This window comes from Roseateles sp., assembly GCF_049240545.1.
In the GTDB taxonomy this organism is placed as follows: Bacteria; Pseudomonadota; Gammaproteobacteria; order Burkholderiales; family Burkholderiaceae_C; genus Paucibacter_A.
On the sequence record NZ_JBMLSK010000217.1, the window covers coordinates 84,430 to 103,452 of the forward strand.

Sequence of the window (19,023 nt, forward strand, 5' to 3'; positions counted from 1 at the left end):
CTGCTTGCAGGGGGCGCTTGGCCGGTCCTCGGCGCCGACCCCGATAAAATCAGCGCAAACCAGCCACTCTGACGGCGCACTTGCGCCGCCGACTTCATGTCCCAAACGACTGCCGACGCCAACAAGCCCGCCCCGAGCAATAACTTTTTGCGCACCATCATCGAGCGCGACCTGGCCCAACAAGGCCAACCCGGGCAGCCCGAGCGTCACTTTGCCGGCACACCAGGCGATGCAGCCCACCATGCCGCCGGCCCGCTGGATGCGGCCAAGATCCGCACCCGCTTCCCGCCCGAGCCGAATGGCTATTTGCACATCGGCCATGCCAAAAGCATCTGCCTGAACTTCGGCATGGCGCGCGACTACGGCGGTATTTGCCATCTCCGCTTTGACGACACCAATCCAGAAAAAGAAGAACAGGAATATGTGGACGCCATCCGCGAGATGGTGTCCTGGCTGGGCTGGGATTGGAACCAAAGCGGCACCTCGCACCTGTTCTACGCCAGCAACTACTTCGACTTCATGTATCGCGCGGCCGAGCACTTGATCGAAGCCGGCCTGGCCTATGTCGATGAGCAAACACCGGAGGAGATGCGCGCCAATCGCGGCGATTTCAGCCGCCCCGGCGTGAACAGCCCCTTCCGCGAGCGCACACCGGCGCAGAACCTGGCGCGCTTTCGCGAGATGAAGGACGGTCAACATGCCGATGGCGCGATGATTTTGCGCGCCAAGATCGACATGGCCTCGCCCAATATCAATATGCGCGACCCGGCGCTGTACCGCATCCGCCGCGCCACCCACCACAACACCGGCGACCAGTGGTGCATCTACCCGATGTACACCTTCGCCCACCCGATTGAAGACGCGCTGGAGCGCATCACCCACAGCCTGTGCACGCTGGAGTTTGAAGACCAGCGCCCCTTCTACGACTGGCTGCTGGGCCATTTGGCCGAAGGCGGCTTGCTGGCGCACCCGCTGCCGCATCAGTACGAGTTCGGCCGGCTGAATCTGACCTATGTGGTCACCTCCAAGCGCAAGCTGCGCCAGCTCGTGGACGAAGGCCATGTGTCGGGCTGGGATGACCCGCGCTTGCCGACCCTGGTAGGCATGCGCCGTCGTGGCTACACGCCCGCCAGCATCCGCAATATGGTCGAAGCCACCGGCGTGACCAAGAGCAACGCCTGGTTGGAGTACTCGGTGCTGGACGGCTGCTTGCGCGCCGACCTGGAAGGCAAGGCCGCGCGTGCTTGCGCGGTACTGGACCCGGTCAAGCTCAAGCTGACCAATTGGGCCGAGCTGTTTGGCAGCCTCAGCCATGTGGAAACCAGCAGCGCCCCGGCACACCCACAAGTGCCGGAGCTGGGTCAGCGCGAGTTCCAACTCGGCCACGAGGTTTGGATCGAGCGCGAAGACTTCATGGAAGAACCGGTGAAGGGCTACCACCGCCTCTACCCCGGCAACAAGACGCGTTTGAAGTACGGCTATGTGATCGAGTGCACCGGCTGCGAGAAAGATGCGGACGGCAAGATCACCGCCGTGCTGGCCACCGTGGTGCCCGATACCAAGAGCGGCACACCGGGCGCGGATGCGGTGAAGGTCAAGAGCGCCATCACCTGGGTCAGCGTGCATGAGGCCGTTGAGGCCGAGGTGCGTTTGTATGACCGCTTGTTCACCGAAGCTCAGCCGGACTCGGGCGATGCCGATTTCTTGAGCTTCATCAACCCGAACAGCCGCAAGGTGGTGACGGCCTATCTGGAGCCCTCACTGGCCGGCGTGGCTGCGGAAGCGCACTTCCAGTTCGAACGCCACGGCTACTTTGTCGCCGACCGGCTTGATCACCAAGCCGACAAGCCGGTCTTCAACAAGATCACCGGGCTGAAAGACGGCTGGTCCAAGTAAAGCAAAAAACCGAGCGGGCGTGAAAAAGCCTCTGTGGCTCAGTCCTCCAAGGGCTGAACCACGGGGCTTGCATACTCGTGGCCGACCACGGCGCGGGCGAACAGATAGTTCTCCAGCGCCTTTTTGCTGAGCATGTCGAGCAGCACATCGCCGCGCGAATCACAAGGGAAAGACAATGCTTTGCCGGTGTGGAACAGCGACTGAAAGCGCAGCTCAAATTGGCTGCTAGGCAGGGTGGCGGCCGCCTGTGCCGCCATGTTTTGAATCGTCTTGCTTTGCATGAATTGGGTGTCCATCGTGTACTCCAGATGCGTCACCATGATCTCGACTGCCATGCATGAAGACTAGGCCCCAGATGAGGGGGAGACCATGTGCATACGTCTCGAAATAACGTCGGATCAAAGCCTGCGGTGCACTAGGACTTTCGCTGACACCAATTTGTCACGAAACGCAGTACCACCGAAACAGCGGAGCGTCTGAGACCTCAATCGCCAAGCTCGGCCAGGTCGGCCATGCGGCGGACCTTGACCTTGCGGCCCTTGAGTTTGCCCGCCGAGAGGCGCTTGACCGCCTCGCGCGCAATGCTGCGCTCCACCGCCACATAGCTGTGGAATTCGGTGATATTGATCTTGCCGACTTGCTCGAACTTGAAACCGGCCTCACCTGTCAGCGCACCCAAGATGTCGCCGGGGCGAATCTTGTCCTTGCGTCCGCCGAGGATTTGCAGCGTATCCATCGGAGGCTGCATCACACCGCCAGCGCTGGGCGTTAGCGAATCGAGCCCTTGCCAGACGAAGGGATAGCCCTGCATCTGCTCGATGCGGCCGATGCGGCCCATTTCATCCAGGCTGGCCAGACTCAAAGCCAGGCCATCAGCGCCCGCACGACCGGTGCGGCCGATGCGGTGGGTGTGCACCTCCATATCGGGCGTGACCTCGACATTGATCACGCATTCCAGTTGCGCAATGTCCAGACCACGCGCGGCCACATCGGTGGCCACCAAGACGGAACAGCTGCGGTTGGCGAACTGGATCAAGACCTGGTCCCGATCTCTTTGTTCCAAGTCGCCATGCAAGGCCATGGCCACAAAGCCCTGCCCCGCCAACACCTCCACCAGGTCGCGGCACTGAGCCTTGGTGTTGCAAAAGGCAATCGTGCTGGCCGGGCGGAAATGATTCAGCAGCAAAGACACCGCATGCAGACGCTCGCCCTCGCTGACCTCAAAAGCCAGCTGGCGAATGCTGCTGGGCGCTTGCACGGCGGCCGTGTTGAGCTTGACCTCCTTGGGCTCGCGCATGAATTGCGCGCTCAGCTTGGCAATGCCTTCAGGGTATGTGGCCGAGAACAGCAGGGTCTGGCGCTTCTTGGGCGCTTGCTTGGCGACGGTGACGATGTCGTCAAAGAAGCCCATATCCAGCATGCGATCGGCTTCGTCCAGCACCAGCGTGTTCAAAGCCGCCAGGTTCAAACTGCCGCGCTCCAGATGGTCCATCACGCGACCCGGCGTGCCCACAGCGATATGGCAGCCAAAGCCCAGGCTTTCCATCTGCGGCTTCATCGGCGAGCCGCCGCACAGGGTCAAGACCTTGACGTTGTCGGCCGCGCGGGCCAGGCGGCGAATCTCTTGCGTGACCTGGTCGGCCAGCTCGCGGGTGGGGCACAGCACCAAAGCCTGCACATCAAAACGGGCCGCATCCAGCTTGTGCAGCAGCGCCAGCGCGAAGGCGGCGGTCTTGCCGCTGCCAGTCTGCGCTTGCGCGATCAAATCTTGGCCGGCCAGCGCCAGCGGCAAGCTGGCGGCCTGAATCGGCGTCATTTGCGCATAGCCCAGCTGCGCCAGATTGGCTTGCATGGCGGCGCTCAGCGGCAGTTGAGCGAAGGAGGTGTTCTTGTCTTGGGCGGGTGCGTTCATCGTCCGATTATCCCTGCCCGGTAAAAACCCGAATCCTTGCCGACAGTCGGTCGTGAGTCAAAGCTTCTCATCCAGCCCGCGGGGCGCGATGCAAGGCAGCTCCAGCATGAAGCTTGTTCCCTGGCCCAAATGGCTTTCCACCGTGATGCGGCCGCCCAGGGCTTTGTTGACCAAGCTGAAGACCGTGTGCAGGCCCAAGCCATTGCCGCCTGAGCCCATGCGGGTGGTGAAGAAGGGGTCAAAAATGCGGGGCAGCGTGTCAGGCGCAATGCCGCAACCATCGTCTCGCACGCAAAGCTGCAATGTGGTTTGATCGCCGGCCTTCAGATGCGCCTCGATCCAGGTGTGGCCCGCGCGCCCTCCTTGATGCGCATGCACCAAGGTGTTCAACACCAGTTGGGTCAAGACCTGCTCGAGGGCGACCGGACGGCTGTCCATCTCGATGCCATCGGGCACCTCGCTCAAAAGCTGGTTCGATGTCGCCAGAAACTGCGGTCGCAAGCCATCGCTGATCTGCAGGACCAGCTGCGCCAAGTCGAAGCGTTGGCGCTGCCAGCCCGACTGTTCTCCCGCCACTTGTTTGAAACGCGAGACCAATTCGGCCGCGCGCTGCAAATTGCGCATCAAGAGGCCGCTGCTTTCTTGCGCCAGTTCCAGATAGGAGTTCAAGGTGGAGCGACGCATCTGGCCGCTGTCCATATCGCGCTGCAGCCCCGAGCTGTGCTCCTGCAGCGTGGAAGCCACCACCAAGCTATTGCCAATCGGCGTGTTGAGTTCATGCGCAACCCCGGCCACCAAGGCCCCCAAAGACGCGAGGCGCTCGCTGCGGACCAGCTCATCCTTGGCCTTTTGCAAGGCATCCAGGGCACTCGACAACTGGCTGTTGGCCGCGGACAAAGCCTCGGTGCGACGAACCACCCGTGACTCCAGTTGCTGATTCAACTCTTCCAGCTCGCGCTGGGCTTGCACACGCGCCGACACATCGATCAAGCTGAATTGCAGCAAGGTCTTTGGCCCCGACTCAAAGAGGTCCAGGTGCAACTCCGCCTCCCAAAGCAATCGCCCTTGCTCGGCGCGTTCGCGCAGGAACTGCATCTCGAACACGCAGCGCTCGCCGCCCAAAGCCGCCGTCGAATGCTGAGCCAGCAGTTCAGCTGAAACGCGGCCATCAGGCTGCCGGATGGGGGCCAAGTCTGCCGGTGCCAGACCCAGCAACTGCTCGGGGCGATTGAAGCCAAACACTTCAAGGGCGGCACGGTTGCACTCGGCAAAGCGCAGGGTCTGCGTGTCAAGAATGCCTTGGGGCATGCAAGACTCGCTGAACAACAGCTTGTTGTAGGCCTCACTGTCGCGCAACTGCTCGAATCGCCCCTGGGCCACCAGGCGAGCCGACTCTAAATCGGCATGTTGCTGCTGGGTGGTCAGCATCAAGTGATTGAAGGCGGCCGACAACTCATCCAGTTCCAGAGGTCCCCCGCGTTGCGCACGCTGCGTGTAGTCATGGCTGGACACAATCGACTTGGCAACACCGCTGAGCTCTTGCAAAGGCAGCGAAATCAAACGCTGCAAGCGCATGGCAGCCATCAAGGCGAGCAGAGCCGCCACCAACAAGACCCCCCCTTGGAGCTGCAATTGCCAAAGCAGCCTTTGGTTGACCCCCTCTAAGGAAGAGTCGATCAGCAACCAGGCCAGTCTTTGCTCATCCACCGGCACGGACAGCCGGACCTGGACACCGTCCGCGTCAATGCGCAAGGCCTGCCCGCCCTGGGACATCGAGCTTTGGCAGGCAGACGGGCCTGAATCCCCTCGCCTCCCATCCTTTGAGGAGGCTGCAGCTTCGCGGACATAACTGGCAAACAACTCACCCTGATCGCCATACAGACAAGCTCGAAGGACATGCCGAATATCCTTCAGCGCGGCCAAGTTCTCAGCGCCCGTCTTGGCGTCATCGAAGGCAATCGCCGCCGTGCTGCGGTTGGCCAAAACAGTGGCCAAGGTGGTCAACTCGTCGCCCAAGGCGCTCCCAGCGGCGCGCGCCTCGGACCAGACATGGATCAGGCTAGACAAGAGCAAACTGCCCAAGCAAACGGACATGATCAGAAACACACTCAAGTGCCGGATCGGGACTTGAGCCAGGCGCGTCATGGCCGCCCCCTACCCGCACCGAGCGTGCGGACCGCCACTTCAACCAGCTTGGCGCTGGGCTTCAAGTTGGCGCGCCTTACTGAGTCCAGATTGATCTCCATGCGAAGCTTGCCGGCCTCGATGACAAAACCGACGGCGCCCCCCTGATCGATGAATTGGGGGGCGCCCCCAACGGTCAAGATAGGCAACTCACCGAGAGTGGATTTCAACTCCGCGACCGTCTTCGGCGTGACCTCGTCGAGATAGACCATCTGGCAGACACGGGCGTCCTTGACGGAGCTCGGGTAGAGCAAAGCGATCCGCCGATGACCCACCTTGCGTGTGGTGAGTTCGCGCAGGCTCTCGCCAAAGGGATCACTGCCCAGCACGCAAAGGGTGAAAGCGGCATCCTCCGAGCCTGGCAAGGGATCCGGCCACTCCACGAACTGGGTGATCCGGTAAAGAAAAGCCGCCTTCAGGCGGTACTCGCCAATCAGCGCCTCGGGAGCGGCCACCGCGCTGGACAGCAAAGACATGCCGCCCCACAGCAGCAGCGCGGCCAAAGTGCGGATCCAAGTGGAGATCAAAAGGCGCCGTGCTCGCCAACACTTGCGGCGCGCCACGCCTCCTACCTTAAAGCCCAGGGGCATCAAAACGCGACTCTGAAGTCCGCCCGCCACTCCCGTCCCGGCATCGGGGTATCGCCCGGAATGGCCCTGGAATCCAAAGGCTCGGTGGCGCGCGCATCCAGGGCATTCTTCAGCCCCCCTTGTAGTGACCAAGCTGCGCCGGGTGGCTGCCAGTGCAACCCAACATCCAGCAGAGAATAGGCCGGCAAAGGCGCTTGCTTGTTACCAGGCTCGCGTGGCCTTTCGCCCACCCAACGCGCCTGCATATTCAGGGTCAAAGCGGCATTGAGTCGTTGGTCCAAGCTGAGATTGGCTGTGTGGCGCGGCGCCAAGGGTGCGGGCAGGCCCTGCGGGTCACGGGCGCGTTGATAGGCGTAGCTCAGGCCGAGGCGCAAACGCTCCGAGGCGCGCCAATCCAACTCCAACTCCAAACCTGGTGCCTTCAACTCGCCCACATTGCGGTAAGTGCCCTGCACCAAGCGGATCAAGTCCGTCATCTCATAGTAAAAGACGGCGAGCCGTGGATTGAGGCCCGCTGCCAAGGTCCAGTCGACCTGCCATTCCACGGTGTGGACCTTCTCCGGCCGCAAGGCCTGGGATCCCAGATTGACCGGATTGGAGGCAACAAACTGCTCTTTCATCGAGGGCGCGCGAAACGCACTGCCGTACAGCCATTTGCTGACCACGCTGGGCGAATGGCGCCAAACCAAGGACGCACGCGGGTTGACGGTAGAACCAAAGTCACTGAAGCGATCGGCCCGCAGCCCCAGGGTCAGCTCCATCGCCTCGCTCCATTTCCACACGTCTTGCACGGAGGCGTAGGTCACCCGGCGCGATTGATCCGGGGCGTAAACATAGGGCGTGTTCGTGACGTCCACCACCGTGCCGAGTTGGCCACCGTTGCTGAAGTTCTTGGACTCCCAGGCATGGAAATGCTGCTGATTCGCCCCCAAGGCCAAGCGCACGCGATGCCCTTCCCACCCCGAGTATTGCAACTCCCAATCGAGTCGGTAGCTGTTTTCCACCGAACCCGGGTTGCCGATGCCCCCTCACCAAAGGTGTACAGGCGCGACTTCCCCGGCCCGAACAAAACGCCCGCCTCGTTCACCGGCAAGATCGCACCGGCGGGAAAGACACGATAGCTCGCATCAAACCAATGCTGCATCCAGGAGGCCCGGACCGCCGAACGAATGCTGTCATGTTGAATGGGCAGCTGCCACCGCACTTCAGCCAAGGACTGGCGCGCCGCAGACACCGAAGTGGGGTCCAAGGCACCCGCGATGCCCCAAGCATTGCCCATGCGATCGGCGCGGTAATGCCACAAGCGCAGTTGCAGGTCTGACTTGGCAAATTCGGCATGCAGATTGCTCAAGCGGTACTGGGTGTCCAAGGCCCCCGGCGCCAGGGTGGCCTTGCTGCCAAACAAACCGTCAAACACGGTTTGCTGGTCGGAAGGAATACGCCGGTTTCGATCACCCTCGCTGCGCTGAGTTTCAGCCGACAGCATCAGGCCCCAGTCCGCGACCTTGCTGGTCTTGCGCGCCCACAGACCACCCGAGCCAAAAGCCCCCAGATACATGCCTGCAGCTGTCTCGGCCTCGTGCAGGGGATCTCGGGTCACGATATTGATCACACCGGCAAAAGCATCGGCACCAAACACCGCCGATCCTGGACCCCGCACCACTTCGATCCTGTCAACGCCAGCCAAAGGCAGCCGAACCCCGGCACCAAATGAGCCAGTGAACAGTTGATTGATTGGCACATCGTTCAGGGTCACCAGCACCTGCGGGTTGTCGTAGGTGTACATGCCCCGAATGACAAACAAAGGCTGCCGGGTCTTGGGCGAGATATGCAGGCCGGCCACGCCCTGCAAGGCCTCTTCCAGCGTGCGAGCACCGATCGCTTCAATCTGAGCGGCGGTCACGATCGCCACCACGGCCGGCGCCTCGCGAGCCGGCATCTTGAAGCCCGTCGCACTGCGCACCTCCAGCTGCGACAACGCGTCAATATCCAGGTCAAGCAATGAGGCGGCCAGAGCCGGCCCCGTACACCAAAGGGCCAGCCCAGAGAGGGCTGCTGATCGAGCCAGTTGCGTGCATTTCATGGACCACCCCAACAACGTGATTCGGCCGATCTGCGCGGCACGTACGCTATTTTTTAGTCCACTCCCTGCTTTTCAGTCTATTACAGCAAGACCCGTCCGGGCGATAAATACCGCGGTCTCAGCCGCCCGCTTGTTTGACGGTCCAGCTGCCCTTTTTCTTCAGCAACTCAATCACCCGCTCGCGGTGATCCCCTTGCACCTCAATGACGCCGTCCTTGACCGTGCCGCCGGAGCCGCAAGCGGCTTTGAGTTCTTTGCCCAAGGCAACCAAGCCGGCTTCATCCAAGGGCACGCCCTTGACCAGGGTGACGCCCTTGCCGGCGCGGCCTTTGGTCTCGCGCGAGACGCGCACGATGCCGTCTCCCTTGGGCAGCACCGGTCGGCCGCAGCGACAGTCGGCCTTGGCTTGGCGGCAGTCCGGGCAGGTACGGCCGCTGTCGGTGGAATAGACCAAGCCGGTCAGGGCCCCGAGGCCCGCCAAGCCGGAGGCAGTTTTCTTGTTGTTTGAGCTCATCGTGGTTTCAAGCGTCCTGAAGCGTCTCGAAGCGTCTTAAGCGGCGCAGCCAAACAGCTGCTGATGCAGTTCCAGCGGGGAATTGATGGTGCGCACCCGCATATAAGCCTCTTGCGCCTCCGGGTAGCGGCGACGCAGATAGTTCAGCCATTGTTTCAGACGGCCGGACTGGTGCTTGGTTTCGACATTGGCATGCACCAAGGCCCAGAAGTCGCGCAGCAAGGGCAAGACCTGACCCCAGCTGAGGGGCTCGACACCCTCGCCACCGGCCGATCGAATCGCCAGCGCCAGCCCCGGGTCGGCCACCATGCCGCGCCCCAGCATCAGGGCGCTGCAGCCGCTTTGCGCCAGGCAGTTCTCGGCATCCAACGCCGTCCACACCTCGCCATTGGCCACCACCGGCACCGCCACGCTTTCGCGCACCGCGGCAATGCGGTCCCAATAGGCCGGCGGCTTGTAGCCATCGGCCTTGGTGCGGGCGTGCACCACCAGTTCCTCGGCGCCCGCATCCACCATGGCGTGCGCACATTCCAAGGTGCGCGAGTCATCCATATAGCCCAGGCGCATCTTGGCCGAGACCGGCATGTCCCGTGGCACCGCGCGGCGCACCGCAGCGACGATTTGCGCAATCAGCTCTGGCTCGTCCAGCAGGACCGCGCCACCGCGATGCTGATTGACGCATTTGGCCGGGCAGCCAAAGTTCAGGTCAATGCCGGCCGGCCGCATGGCCGCCAACTTGGCCGCGTTCTCGGCCATGCAGACCGGGTCGGCACCGAGCAGCTGCGCGCGCACCGGCACGCCGGCCGGCGTCAGGCCGCCATGCAGCAACTCCGGCACGATGCGGGTGAAGACGCGATTCGGCATCAGCCGATCAGTAACGCGAATGAACTCAGACACACAGCGATCAATGCCGCCGACACGGGTCAGCACATCGCGCAACATATGGTCCAGCAAGCCCTCCATTGGGGCCAAGAGGATCACGCTTGCACCTCCGCGAGCAAGTCCAGGTACGTCAGGTAGAGGCGCAGATCAAACTCCAGCTGCCCATAGCTCGGCTCCATATGCTGGCAGAGTTGATAAAAGGCCTTGTTGTGATCGAGTTCCTTCAGGTGCGCCAACTCGTGCACCACGATCATTTTCAAGAACTCGGCCGGCGCCTCCTTGAACAGCGTGGCGACGCGGATCTCACGCTTGGTCTTGAGCTTGCTGCCCTGCACCCGCGCGGCGCGGGTGTGCGTGCCCAAGGCGTGCTGAATGATCTTGAGCTTGGCGTCGAAGCAGACCTTGGAAAGCGGCTCGGCATTGCGCAAATAGCGCTGCTTCAAGTCCTGGGTGTAGTCGAACAAGGCCTTGTCGCTGCGAACCTCATGGCCAAGCGGATAGCGGCGTGCGAGCAATTGCCCCAAACGCTCGGGGCCCTCGGCAATCAGTTGCTGCACCTGCAGCAAGGTTTCGGCCGGGTAGCCCGCCAGGTACTTCAGAGATTTCACAAGCAAGACTTCGCGATTCAAGCCACCACAGGCTGGGGGAAATTCGCTTTGACCCAAGCTTCGAAACGGCTGCACATCGCGGCCTCGCCCTCGCTGCTGTCGGCCAGAACCTCATCGCCATGGACGACGCGGATCTGCGCGTCCAGCGCGGCCGGCACCTCGCTCGGATAGACGCGTGTGGCCGCGGCGGCCAGCTTGGCCTGCGCGTCACGCCAGCAGTCGTCCACCGACTGGTTGCAGGCCTCGGCCAGGTAGCGGGCCGAGAAGCCCTCGCCGGTCAGGCTGCGCAGTGTGGCGTCGTGATCGATGCTGTTGCCCGGCACCCAGTAATGCTGGGCCAGTTGCGGGCCGATGGCGACGTTGTCGGTCAGATAGCCATATTCACGCAAAAAATAGGCGCGGGTTTGATAGACCGCCATATGGGCCAGCAGATAGCCCTGATACGAAGCGGCTGATTCCTGGTTCAGCAGATGCGGAATCGCCAACATCGGCCGTGGGCTGGCCATGCCCAGCACCCGCAGCTCGGTCGCGCGGGCCAGTGCCAGCACCGACTCGGCCGTCAAGTCCTCATCGCGCATCTCGTAAAGCGCCGCCTCAAAGTAAGGCACCACAGCGATGGAGCGCTCATCAAAGGCGCGCATCGGCTGGCTGCTGGCGATGCGGTCGTGGATCAGTTGATCGGGGATGGCCTCGCCTGCGGCGTTCTTGGCATAACGCTTGAGCCAGTCGGCATCGCCCAACAGGCTGTCGCAGAACATCGACTGCGTCTCGGCGTAAGCCATCGAGGTCGGCGCAAATTCCTGCGAAAAGCAGGGCGAGTTCTGCGCCACATTGGCGAAGTGAGCCGCATGGCCGCCTTCGTGGAACAGGGTGTTGATGGCACGTAAGCCGCTGCCCACCTGATCGGGCTTGGCCTCGGCGGTGAAGTTGATCTGGCCTGGCACCCACTCGCCCTTCGCGTTCACATAGCTGGGGATGGGGCCGTGGCAAAAACCGTTTTGATACTTGCCCTTACGCTCCAACAGATCGAGCTGCATGGTGGCCCCACGGTACTGGATGCCCAGGCGCCGGAAGGACTCGACCCAGCGGCGCAAGGCCGGGCCAAAAGGCATGTATTCGTCCATGCGCCGTACCACGTCGCCGCTGGAGAAGAAGCGCAGGTTCCAGGGCTGCAGCGCCGCCTCGCCGTGCTGCGCCTTCAGGTCGGCCAGCGTGCGCGCGTGGGCCTCGTCGGTACGGGCCACAAAGTCGTCCAAGATGCCCTTCAGCTGGGCCGGCGTCATGCGCTCGTTCTTGCGCAGCTTCAGCTCGAAGTAGTTGTCAAAACCAAGCGCCCGCGCAAAGCGATTGCGCAGCTTGACCAGGTCCAAGAAGCCATTCGCCAAGACCCAGTGTTCGATGGATTGAAAGCCCGCGAAGGAGCTGCGGCGGCGTTCCTCCAGCGGATTGGTGGCCTGGTTGGTGGCCAGCATGCTCAGCGTGGCCACCTCGGTCTCGCCTTGCTCGTTGATGTGGGTGGGCTGCAAGTCGCGCTTCTTGGCGAACAGCGCCGCCTCGGCCTCGATGATCTGCGCCATCAAGGCGCGGCCTTCATCGTTGTCGATGATATTGGCCTCAAACAGCGCCAGCCAACCCTTCAAACCATGCACCAAGCCGGCGTCTTGCTCGGCGGCGGGCAAGGCTTGCAGGCGCTGCAGATGCTGGCGCGTCTCGCTCAGCTTGAGGGGGTCAGAAATAAAGGCCTTGTATTGCCCTTCGGCCGCTGCAAAGCCCGCATGGTCGTCACTGGTGGCCATATAGGTGGACCAAAACAGGTCTTCTTTGCGCTTGTGGACGGCGTTGTACGTGTCGTTCAGCTGATCGAAAAAAGCGCGCGCTGGTTGCGTGATGGCAGGCATGGGATCTGGGCTCTTGTGGAGTCGGCGAGGGCCGACAGCATAGCGTCTAGCGCCCAGCAGCGCCGCGGCAAGGTCAAGATTGAAGGCATCATGGCGGCATGAAAGCACGCTGGCGCATTGCCATTGAAGGCGAAGAAGCCCCCTTTGAGGCCTTTGCCGACCAAACCATCTTGAAGGCCGCCTTGCAAGCCGGCGTGGGGCTGCTCAGTTCCTGCCGCAACGGCACGTGCCGTGCCTGCCGCTGCCATTTGCTCGAAGGCGAGATCCGCTATTTGATCGAGTGGCCGGGTTTGAGCGCCGAGGAAAAGGCCGAAGGCTGGATCCTGCCTTGCGTAGCCCAGGCCTGCAGTGATCTGCGCTTGAGGCGGCCGGACTTTGCGGCTTGAGGGCCCATCAGGCCAAAACCTGCGCCTGATTCAAAGCGAGTCTCAAGGTACGAGCCTCAGGGTGCTGGGCGCGCCGAGGCGTCGTCGCGCGGGTCCTTCTCTTCTTGGCTTTGTGGGGCCTCTGCTGGCTGAACCGGCGCTGGCATGGCCAACAGCGCTTCGGCCTCGCGCTGCTTTTGCGACTCCTTCAGGTAGTGCTCTTCGATGAAGTTCTTTTCCACCAGATTGCGACGCAAAGAGTCTTCCAGTTCCTCCACCCGACCGTTGAGCTTCTCGATCTCTTTCTCGAGCTTGTGGCGTGCCGATTCATTGTCTGAAGGGCTGGGCTCGTCATGCTGCGGTGGGTCGGCCGACAAGACCTCCAAATCGCGCCGCAGCTTTTCGATGGTGCGCGCCGCATCGGCCAGTTGTTCGCGCTGCGCCTGGGCTTCTTTCTCCAACTTCTTCAAGGCTGCTGGGTCGGCGGCCGCAGGTTTGCCGGGCGATCCGGTCATGGCCTGCGGATTGAGCGCCGCCTCCTCCAACTCTCGCTGCAGCCGGGCGGCCGTGCGCTCCGCACGTTCGGCTCGTTGGCGCGCTGCATTCAAATCCGCCTTGTCCGACAAACTCTGGGTGGCACGGGCCCGGAAGTTGTTCAAGAGCCGACTGCTTTCCTCCAGGCGCTCTCGCGCATGGCTCAATTCCATCTGCACACGTCGGCGCTGCGCCAAGATGCGCTCGACCTCTTTGCGATGGCTCTGCTTGAGCGACTCCAATTGCTCCTGATCCATCTCTTGGGCGCGTTCCGGCCAGCGCATGGGCTCAACCCCGTCGTCAGCACCGCCTGACTCCGCGCCTGGCATCGACTCATGATCCGAGCCATAAGCCCCCAGCAGCTGCCGCACCAGCTGCGGCAGCTCGGCAATGGCGCGCAAATCAGAGGCTGAAAGCTGATGATCGCCAGCGAGGCCCAAGCCGGGGCCTCCCGCGCCACCTCGCTCGGCAGCGCGCAGCAACTCTCTGGAGGCGATCTTCATCTCCCGCCCGGCTTCGCGTGACTCGCGCAAAGCATTGACGATGTGGATGTGATTGCTCTCCTCGTAGCGCGTCATGCGCCAGTAGGTGCCGATCACCACAATGATCACAACCACATTGGCCAGGAATAGCGAGACCGCGGCCAAGCCTTCGACATTGAGTTCCATGAGGAGCGCCCCTCAAACCCGCACAAACACAAAGCGGCCTTCGCCGTAACCCGGCACCGAAAGACGGTAGTCGCTGCGCGCCAGGCCTCGCCCCATCAAGGTATCCAGCTTTTCAAAAGGCTTGGGCATCAGGTTGACCACCTTCAGGCCAACCTCTGGCGTCGCTGCGTCCTTGCTCAAAAGCCCAGCGGCGCTGCGCATGAACTGATCGGCAAACTTCATCATCTCCGCCGTGGGCGCCCCGGTTTGCATGGCGGCACGCACCGGCATGGGCTGCAACTGGGCCCCGCCACCGCCCAGAATGCAACAGCAATTGGCATCCAGCGCGGCCAAGGCGTGAGGCGTTTTTTGCCCCTCGGCCAGATACATGGCCAGGTTGTGGGGCAGTTTCAAGTCGGCCAGCTTTTGCCCGGGCGCAGGGATCAAGCGGAAGGGAATGTCGCGCAACAAGCTCTTGATCAGCTGATTCAAGGCATCGACCGATTCAATCGCGGGCGCTTGCCCGCCTGCCGGCTTGGCGGGCGCCGCCAACTCCGCCACCCGCTGGGCCAAAGCAGCCTGCACCTCGCGCAACAAGTCTTCGTCCTTGAAGGGTTTGTTGATGACGAACAAAGCGCCATTGCTTCGCGCTTGATCCAGATGACGGGGCGCGGTCTCGGTGGTGACAAAACCGACCTTGACGTCGTGCAAGCCAATCTGACGCAGCGTTTGCAACATCTCCAAGCCGCCGACCTTGGGCATATGCCAGTCGGAGATCACCAAGTCGGGCTGGAAGGAGTTCACCAAACGCAGGGCCTGCTCGCCGTCCATGGCCAGCTCGATGCTCAAAGGCCCCAGCGACGCCGATTGCAAGACGCGTTGAATGATGGCCTGGATGGCTCGACTGTCATCCACAATCAGAACACGCAGGGGGGTGGGTGTGGCTGTTTGCATCATTTCAGTGCTCGCTAGAAAGACCGTCAGGCTGCGGCAGAGGGTTGAGCCCTGCTTCGCCCGCAACGGTAGAGATTTCAATCATCATCACGGCCAAGCGCTGGGCTGGGTCGTCGGATACATAAAGCGCCAAGGCTGGCGCGCTTTGGCTGAGCTGCCGCCAGGCCTCATGGGCTTGCGCCTCGGGCAAGCCCAGGTGCGACAGACTGGTATCACCCAGGCACTCCAGCAAACAGGCGCTCAAGATATTGCACAGCTCCATGCCCGCGTCTTGCAGATCGGCCGGCTGCAGTTCAGCCGCAGGCAGGCCAAACATGGCCGCGGCCAAGGCCAGCGCATCTGCCCGCCCCATCTGCAGCAGGACCAGGGCTCGGTTGTGATTGGTGTAACCCGTCACGCCGTCGGTGATGGGCAGGGAAAAACAGGCATCGTCCTCCTGCAGCAGGGGCAGGCTGCTCGATGAGGCAAAGGCACAAGATTGCCCTGTTAGGCTGGCCCATACCTCACTCAACTTGGACTGAACGGCCCCAGCTTGCACGCAAACCCTCCGTGACGATGTCCTGAGTTTGCATCAAAACGAGACAAGCCTATGCCTCAAGCTGCACGGGGTATGCAGGACTTCTCGCTCGGCTCAATGAAAAAAGCCCCTCGATGAGGGGCTCTGCAGCGTACGGGTAGCGGGGTCACAAGCCCGCTTCATCGCCGATTCAGCGCCGCTTCATCGTGATGCGCGCTGGCCCTTGCAGCAAGGTAACTTCTTGCGCCGCAGCAGCTTCCGCCGAGAACTCCAGCTTGGCGTCCACGCCCTGAACCATCAGGATACGCGGGCCGCTGGCCTTCAACTCCATGGCCGACTGCCCTGGAACCTGGCCCATCAACTGGCCTTGCGGGCCCAGAAAAATCTTCACCTGCAACTGCGACGAAGCGTAATCCCCCAGCAGGGCTTGCTGCTGCTCGGGCGTCAGGCTGACGCTGGCTTGGGCTGCAGGCAAGTCTGCGCTGCGAGCCCAGGCTTCGCCGGCGCCATCACCGTCGTTGAAAAAGCGCAGGCCGCTGGCCTTGCCATCGGCGCCGCGTTCGATCTTCAAACGCGCCACGCTGTTCTCAAAGGCGAACTGGTCCTGGCCCAGCGGGATCAAATTGATGGGTCGTCCGCCGCTGCGGGTGCTGGTCAACACACCACCTTGGACCCGCAAGGTCCGGCTGGTCTTGGCGTCCAGGCTGTACACCCCTTCGGCAGCGCTCAACTCGGCCGCACTGACTTGCACTGGCTTGGGCTCAGGGTAGGCCTCGCCGATCGCAAAGGCACCGAGCTTGCGCACCAACAAGTCCATGGCCAAGCCCGGACCATCGCTATTGCGAAGCGCCACCACCGTGGTCTTGCTGGACGGCAGGTAGTTCAAGGTGCTGACAAAGCCATGGATACCGCCGCCATGCTGCAGCATGGCCTGACCCCGCAAGCTGTCCACGCCCAGGCCGAAGCCGTAACGCATCGGCGACTTGATCGCAGTGCCTTCCGGCGTCGTCATGCGTTTGTAGGACTCGGCGGAGATCAGCTTGCCGCCATGCAAGGCCTGGTTCCAGCGCCACAACCCTTCCAGATCCGACACCAAGGCGCCGGCCGCGTGCGGCTGGGTCATGCTGAGCAAGCCCGCCACGGTATAGCCTGAAGCGGCATCGCCGCTATAGCCCTGCACCATGCCCTTGATCAAGGCGTTCTCGCCGGGGTAGCGAACCGAGCTGATTCTCTGCGGACGCAGCAAGGCTTCGTCGATGTACTGATGCCATGGCTTGCCGCTGATGGCCTCAACCACTGCGCCGACCAAGACATAGCCCGAATTGTTGTAAGCCCAGCTCTGACCTGGCGCAAAGTCAAACGGCTGATCCTTGAACTCGGCCACCAATTGCTCGGTGCTCAGCTCGCGTCGGATGGGGTTGTGCATATAGCCGGGGATGCCGGTATAGCTCTTGATGCCCGAGCTGTGGTTGAGCAGTTGCGCCAGGGTGATCTTGTCGCCGCCCGGATAACTGGGCAGGTACTTGGACAAAGGATCTTCCAGCTTGGCTCGGCCCTCGTCGACCAGCTTGAGCAAGGCCGCGGCGCCGAACTGCTTGGTCACCGAGCCGATGCGGAACGACTGTTCGGCCGATAAGGGCACGCCCAGCTCGATGCTGGCCATGCCGCGCGCGCCTTTGTAAAGCAGCTGATCGCCGCGCGCCACCAGCAAGGCCACACCCGGGCCCTCGCGGCCCAGCTTTTGCTCGTCCATCAGTCGTTCGGCGTAGGCGGCCACTTCAGCTGCAGCGGGCAAGGGGCCGGCAAGAGCCTGATGAGGCACACACAGCGCAAAGCCCAGTCCAGCGATGGCAGCCAGCACGGCGGCTGATGCACCGGGGGCGGCGCGAAACTTGATTTTGGAAGACGCACTCAGCATAGGGGCAGCTCAGAGAAATTGGGATGGCGCGACTGTAGTGAAGCCATCGGTGTTGCAAACGCAACGCACGACGAAATGCCAATCGGCTGGCATCAACTGCGTCCACAGCGCCTGTGGACAAGTCCGTGTACAGCCTGCGCATGCAGACGCCAAGTCCTTGAAATCACTCATTCTTTGCTGATTTGCCCAAAAAATAGGCAGGCGCCTGAGCCAGCGCCTGCCTGCGGCGGGATAATCCCTCCCCAATATCGGCAACTCATCGCTCAGCCCTCCTCTCTCAACGGTCTGCGCCTCCCCGGCGCCCTTTGCTTCATGCACCGCACCATCTTCACCACGCCCGTCGTCAACACCTTGCTGCGCGCCGGCTCCGTCGCCTTCCTCAAATGGAAGGGCTGGACCATCGAAGGCAATCTGCCCGCCCAACAGCACAAATGCGTGTTGATCGCCGCACCCCACACCAGCAACTGGGACCTGCCCTACACCTTGATGGTGGCCTTCTCTTTGCGGCTGACACCGTATTGGATGGGCAAGAGCCAAATCTTCCGCTTCCCTTTCGGCGGCATCATGCGCTGGCTGGGCGGCATCTCGGTGAACCGCGGCCAATCCACCAACTTGGTGGCCGCGTCTGCAGCCGCCCTGGTGGCGGCGGACGGCGCGGTGCAGTTGATCGTTCCGCCCGAGGGCACGCGCAGCAAAACGCGCTATTGGAAGACTGGCTTTTACTGGATCGCCCACACCGCCAAGGTGCCCATCGTGATGGCGTATATGGACTACGAGCGCAAGCTCAGCGGCCTCGGGCCGGAGTTCATCCCCAGTGGAGATATCGAAGCCGATATGGTCAAGATCAAGGCCTACTACGCGCAGTTCAAAGGCAAGAACTGGCAGCAGTTTGACCACCAATGAGTGAAACTTCGAACACCAGCGACTCCGCTGCCAAGCCTTTCAAATCGAAAGACCCGCTGCACGGCCTAACGCTGGAAGCCATCGTCACCGCCTTGGTGGACTACTTCGGCTGGGAAGAGTTGGGGCATCAGATCGAAATTCGCTGCTTTGTCATCGATCCCAGCATTGCCTCGAGCCTGAAGTTTCTGCGCAAAACGCCTTGGGCACGCGCCAAGGTGGAGAGCCTTTACCTCTTCATGCTGCGGGAGCAGCAACGCCAGGCGCGCCCCTGATCCGAAAAGGCTGCGAGAAAAAGCAAAACGCGACCCGAGGGTCGCGTTTTTTATGGGTAGCAGAACCGAATCAGCGCGGTTTGGGTTCCGGCATTTCGATCTTCAGCTCCAGCACATCCATATCGCCCACATGCTGGATGTCGACATTGATGTCCTTGGGGTCGATGTCCATGTACTTGGAGATCACCACCAGCAGCTCGTTTTTCAGCTGCGGCAGCCAGTCGGCCTTGGGCGCGCGGCCATTGCGCTCATGCGCCAAGATCAGCTGAAGGCGCTCTTTGGCCACGCTGGCCGTGCTCTTTTTCTCGCCGAGAAAATAACTCAAAAATCCCATGGAAGCACCCTC

18 protein-coding genes and 1 pseudogene are annotated in these 19,023 nt (G+C 62.1%); 4 read left to right on the forward strand and 15 right to left on the reverse strand.

Features of this window, described 5'->3' with window-relative positions:
* Positions 1 to 96 precede the first annotated feature (96 nt).
* Complete coding sequence (locus tag ACOVRJ_RS14720; RefSeq protein WP_422044591.1) at positions 97 to 1,896, forward strand: glutamine--tRNA ligase/YqeY domain fusion protein; 1,800 nt, start codon at positions 97 to 99, stop codon at positions 1,894 to 1,896.
* Positions 1,897 to 1,934: 38 nt separating this feature from the next.
* Here ACOVRJ_RS14720 and ACOVRJ_RS14725 read toward each other — a convergent pair whose 3' ends face one another.
* The 10 genes and pseudogenes from ACOVRJ_RS14725 to ACOVRJ_RS14770 form a co-directional block, all read right to left on the reverse strand.
* The gene (locus tag ACOVRJ_RS14725; RefSeq protein WP_422044592.1) at positions 1,935 to 2,231 is read right to left on the reverse strand and encodes a hypothetical protein; all 297 of its coding nucleotides are present in this window, start codon (positions 2,229 to 2,231) and stop codon (positions 1,935 to 1,937) included.
* A gap of 149 nt (positions 2,232 to 2,380) precedes the next feature.
* Entirely contained in the window at positions 2,381 to 3,808 is a 1,428-nt protein-coding gene (dbpA, locus tag ACOVRJ_RS14730) for an ATP-dependent RNA helicase DbpA (RefSeq protein ID WP_422044593.1), read from the reverse strand.
* Between the two features lie 57 nt (positions 3,809 to 3,865).
* Positions 3,866 to 5,902 (reverse strand): ATP-binding protein, encoded by a 2,037-nt coding sequence (locus ACOVRJ_RS14735; RefSeq protein ID WP_422044594.1) that lies wholly within the window; start codon positions 5,900 to 5,902, stop codon positions 3,866 to 3,868.
* Positions 5,903 to 5,949: 47 nt separating this feature from the next.
* On the reverse strand, positions 5,950 to 6,582 hold the full coding sequence (locus ACOVRJ_RS14740) for a YfiR family protein (RefSeq protein ID WP_422044595.1): 633 nt from the start codon (positions 6,580 to 6,582) through the stop codon (positions 5,950 to 5,952).
* Positions 6,582 to 7,586: a TonB-dependent receptor plug domain-containing protein gene (locus tag ACOVRJ_RS14745; RefSeq protein ID WP_422044596.1), complete on the reverse strand. Its 1,005-nt coding sequence runs from the start codon at positions 7,584 to 7,586 to the stop codon at positions 6,582 to 6,584. The genes ACOVRJ_RS14740 and ACOVRJ_RS14745 overlap by 1 nt, the downstream gene beginning before the upstream one ends.
* 617 nt (positions 7,587 to 8,203) lie before the next feature.
* Positions 8,204 to 8,665 (reverse strand): annotated as a pseudogene (locus tag ACOVRJ_RS14750) (TonB-dependent receptor plug domain-containing protein); the annotation flags it as partial.
* Positions 8,666 to 8,783: 118 nt separating this feature from the next.
* Positions 8,784 to 9,179: a translation initiation factor Sui1 gene (locus ACOVRJ_RS14755; RefSeq protein WP_422044597.1), complete on the reverse strand. Its 396-nt coding sequence runs from the start codon at positions 9,177 to 9,179 to the stop codon at positions 8,784 to 8,786.
* A gap of 36 nt (positions 9,180 to 9,215) precedes the next feature.
* Positions 9,216 to 10,142 (reverse strand): tRNA dihydrouridine synthase, encoded by a 927-nt coding sequence (locus ACOVRJ_RS14760; protein ID WP_422044667.1) that lies wholly within the window; start codon positions 10,140 to 10,142, stop codon positions 9,216 to 9,218.
* A gap of 14 nt (positions 10,143 to 10,156) precedes the next feature.
* The gene (locus ACOVRJ_RS14765; protein ID WP_422044598.1) at positions 10,157 to 10,669 is read right to left on the reverse strand and encodes a M48 family metallopeptidase; all 513 of its coding nucleotides are present in this window, start codon (positions 10,667 to 10,669) and stop codon (positions 10,157 to 10,159) included.
* A 17-nt stretch (positions 10,670 to 10,686) separates the two neighbouring features.
* Entirely contained in the window at positions 10,687 to 12,567 is a 1,881-nt protein-coding gene (locus ACOVRJ_RS14770; RefSeq protein ID WP_422044599.1) for a M3 family metallopeptidase, read from the reverse strand.
* A 98-nt stretch (positions 12,568 to 12,665) separates the two neighbouring features.
* Between ACOVRJ_RS14770 and ACOVRJ_RS14775 the strand changes: the two genes are divergently transcribed.
* A complete protein-coding gene (locus ACOVRJ_RS14775; RefSeq protein ID WP_422044600.1) occupies positions 12,666 to 12,953 on the forward strand; it encodes a 2Fe-2S iron-sulfur cluster-binding protein in 288 nt (95 codons plus the stop codon).
* A 56-nt stretch (positions 12,954 to 13,009) separates the two neighbouring features.
* On the opposite strand, the gene ACOVRJ_RS14780 is transcribed toward ACOVRJ_RS14775, so the two are convergent.
* From ACOVRJ_RS14780 to ACOVRJ_RS14795, 4 genes are all read right to left on the reverse strand, one after another.
* Positions 13,010 to 14,134, reverse strand: coding sequence for a hypothetical protein (locus tag ACOVRJ_RS14780; RefSeq protein ID WP_422044601.1), 1,125 nt, complete (start codon positions 14,132 to 14,134; stop codon positions 13,010 to 13,012).
* A 12-nt stretch (positions 14,135 to 14,146) separates the two neighbouring features.
* Positions 14,147 to 15,067, reverse strand: coding sequence for a response regulator (locus ACOVRJ_RS14785; RefSeq protein ID WP_422044602.1), 921 nt, complete (start codon positions 15,065 to 15,067; stop codon positions 14,147 to 14,149).
* Positions 15,068 to 15,071: 4 nt separating this feature from the next.
* Positions 15,072 to 15,605: a hypothetical protein gene (locus ACOVRJ_RS14790; protein ID WP_422044603.1), complete on the reverse strand. Its 534-nt coding sequence runs from the start codon at positions 15,603 to 15,605 to the stop codon at positions 15,072 to 15,074.
* Between the two features lie 169 nt (positions 15,606 to 15,774).
* Positions 15,775 to 17,502: a serine hydrolase domain-containing protein gene (locus ACOVRJ_RS14795; protein WP_422044604.1), complete on the reverse strand. Its 1,728-nt coding sequence runs from the start codon at positions 17,500 to 17,502 to the stop codon at positions 15,775 to 15,777.
* A 312-nt stretch (positions 17,503 to 17,814) separates the two neighbouring features.
* On the opposite strand from ACOVRJ_RS14795, the gene ACOVRJ_RS14800 reads away from it, so the two are divergent.
* Together ACOVRJ_RS14800 and ACOVRJ_RS14805 are read left to right on the forward strand one after the other, a co-directional pair.
* Positions 17,815 to 18,405, forward strand: a complete 591-nt coding sequence (locus ACOVRJ_RS14800; RefSeq protein ID WP_422044605.1) for a 1-acyl-sn-glycerol-3-phosphate acyltransferase — start codon at positions 17,815 to 17,817, stop codon at positions 18,403 to 18,405.
* Positions 18,402 to 18,677 (forward strand): VF530 family DNA-binding protein, encoded by a 276-nt coding sequence (locus ACOVRJ_RS14805; RefSeq protein WP_422044606.1) that lies wholly within the window; start codon positions 18,402 to 18,404, stop codon positions 18,675 to 18,677. Before ACOVRJ_RS14800 ends, ACOVRJ_RS14805 begins: the two co-directional genes overlap by 4 nt.
* 70 nt (positions 18,678 to 18,747) lie before the next feature.
* Here the strand turns inward: ACOVRJ_RS14805 and minE are convergent, their stop codons facing one another.
* The gene (gene minE / locus ACOVRJ_RS14810; RefSeq protein ID WP_422044607.1) at positions 18,748 to 19,011 is read right to left on the reverse strand and encodes a cell division topological specificity factor MinE; all 264 of its coding nucleotides are present in this window, start codon (positions 19,009 to 19,011) and stop codon (positions 18,748 to 18,750) included.
* Positions 19,012 to 19,023 lie beyond the last annotated feature (12 nt).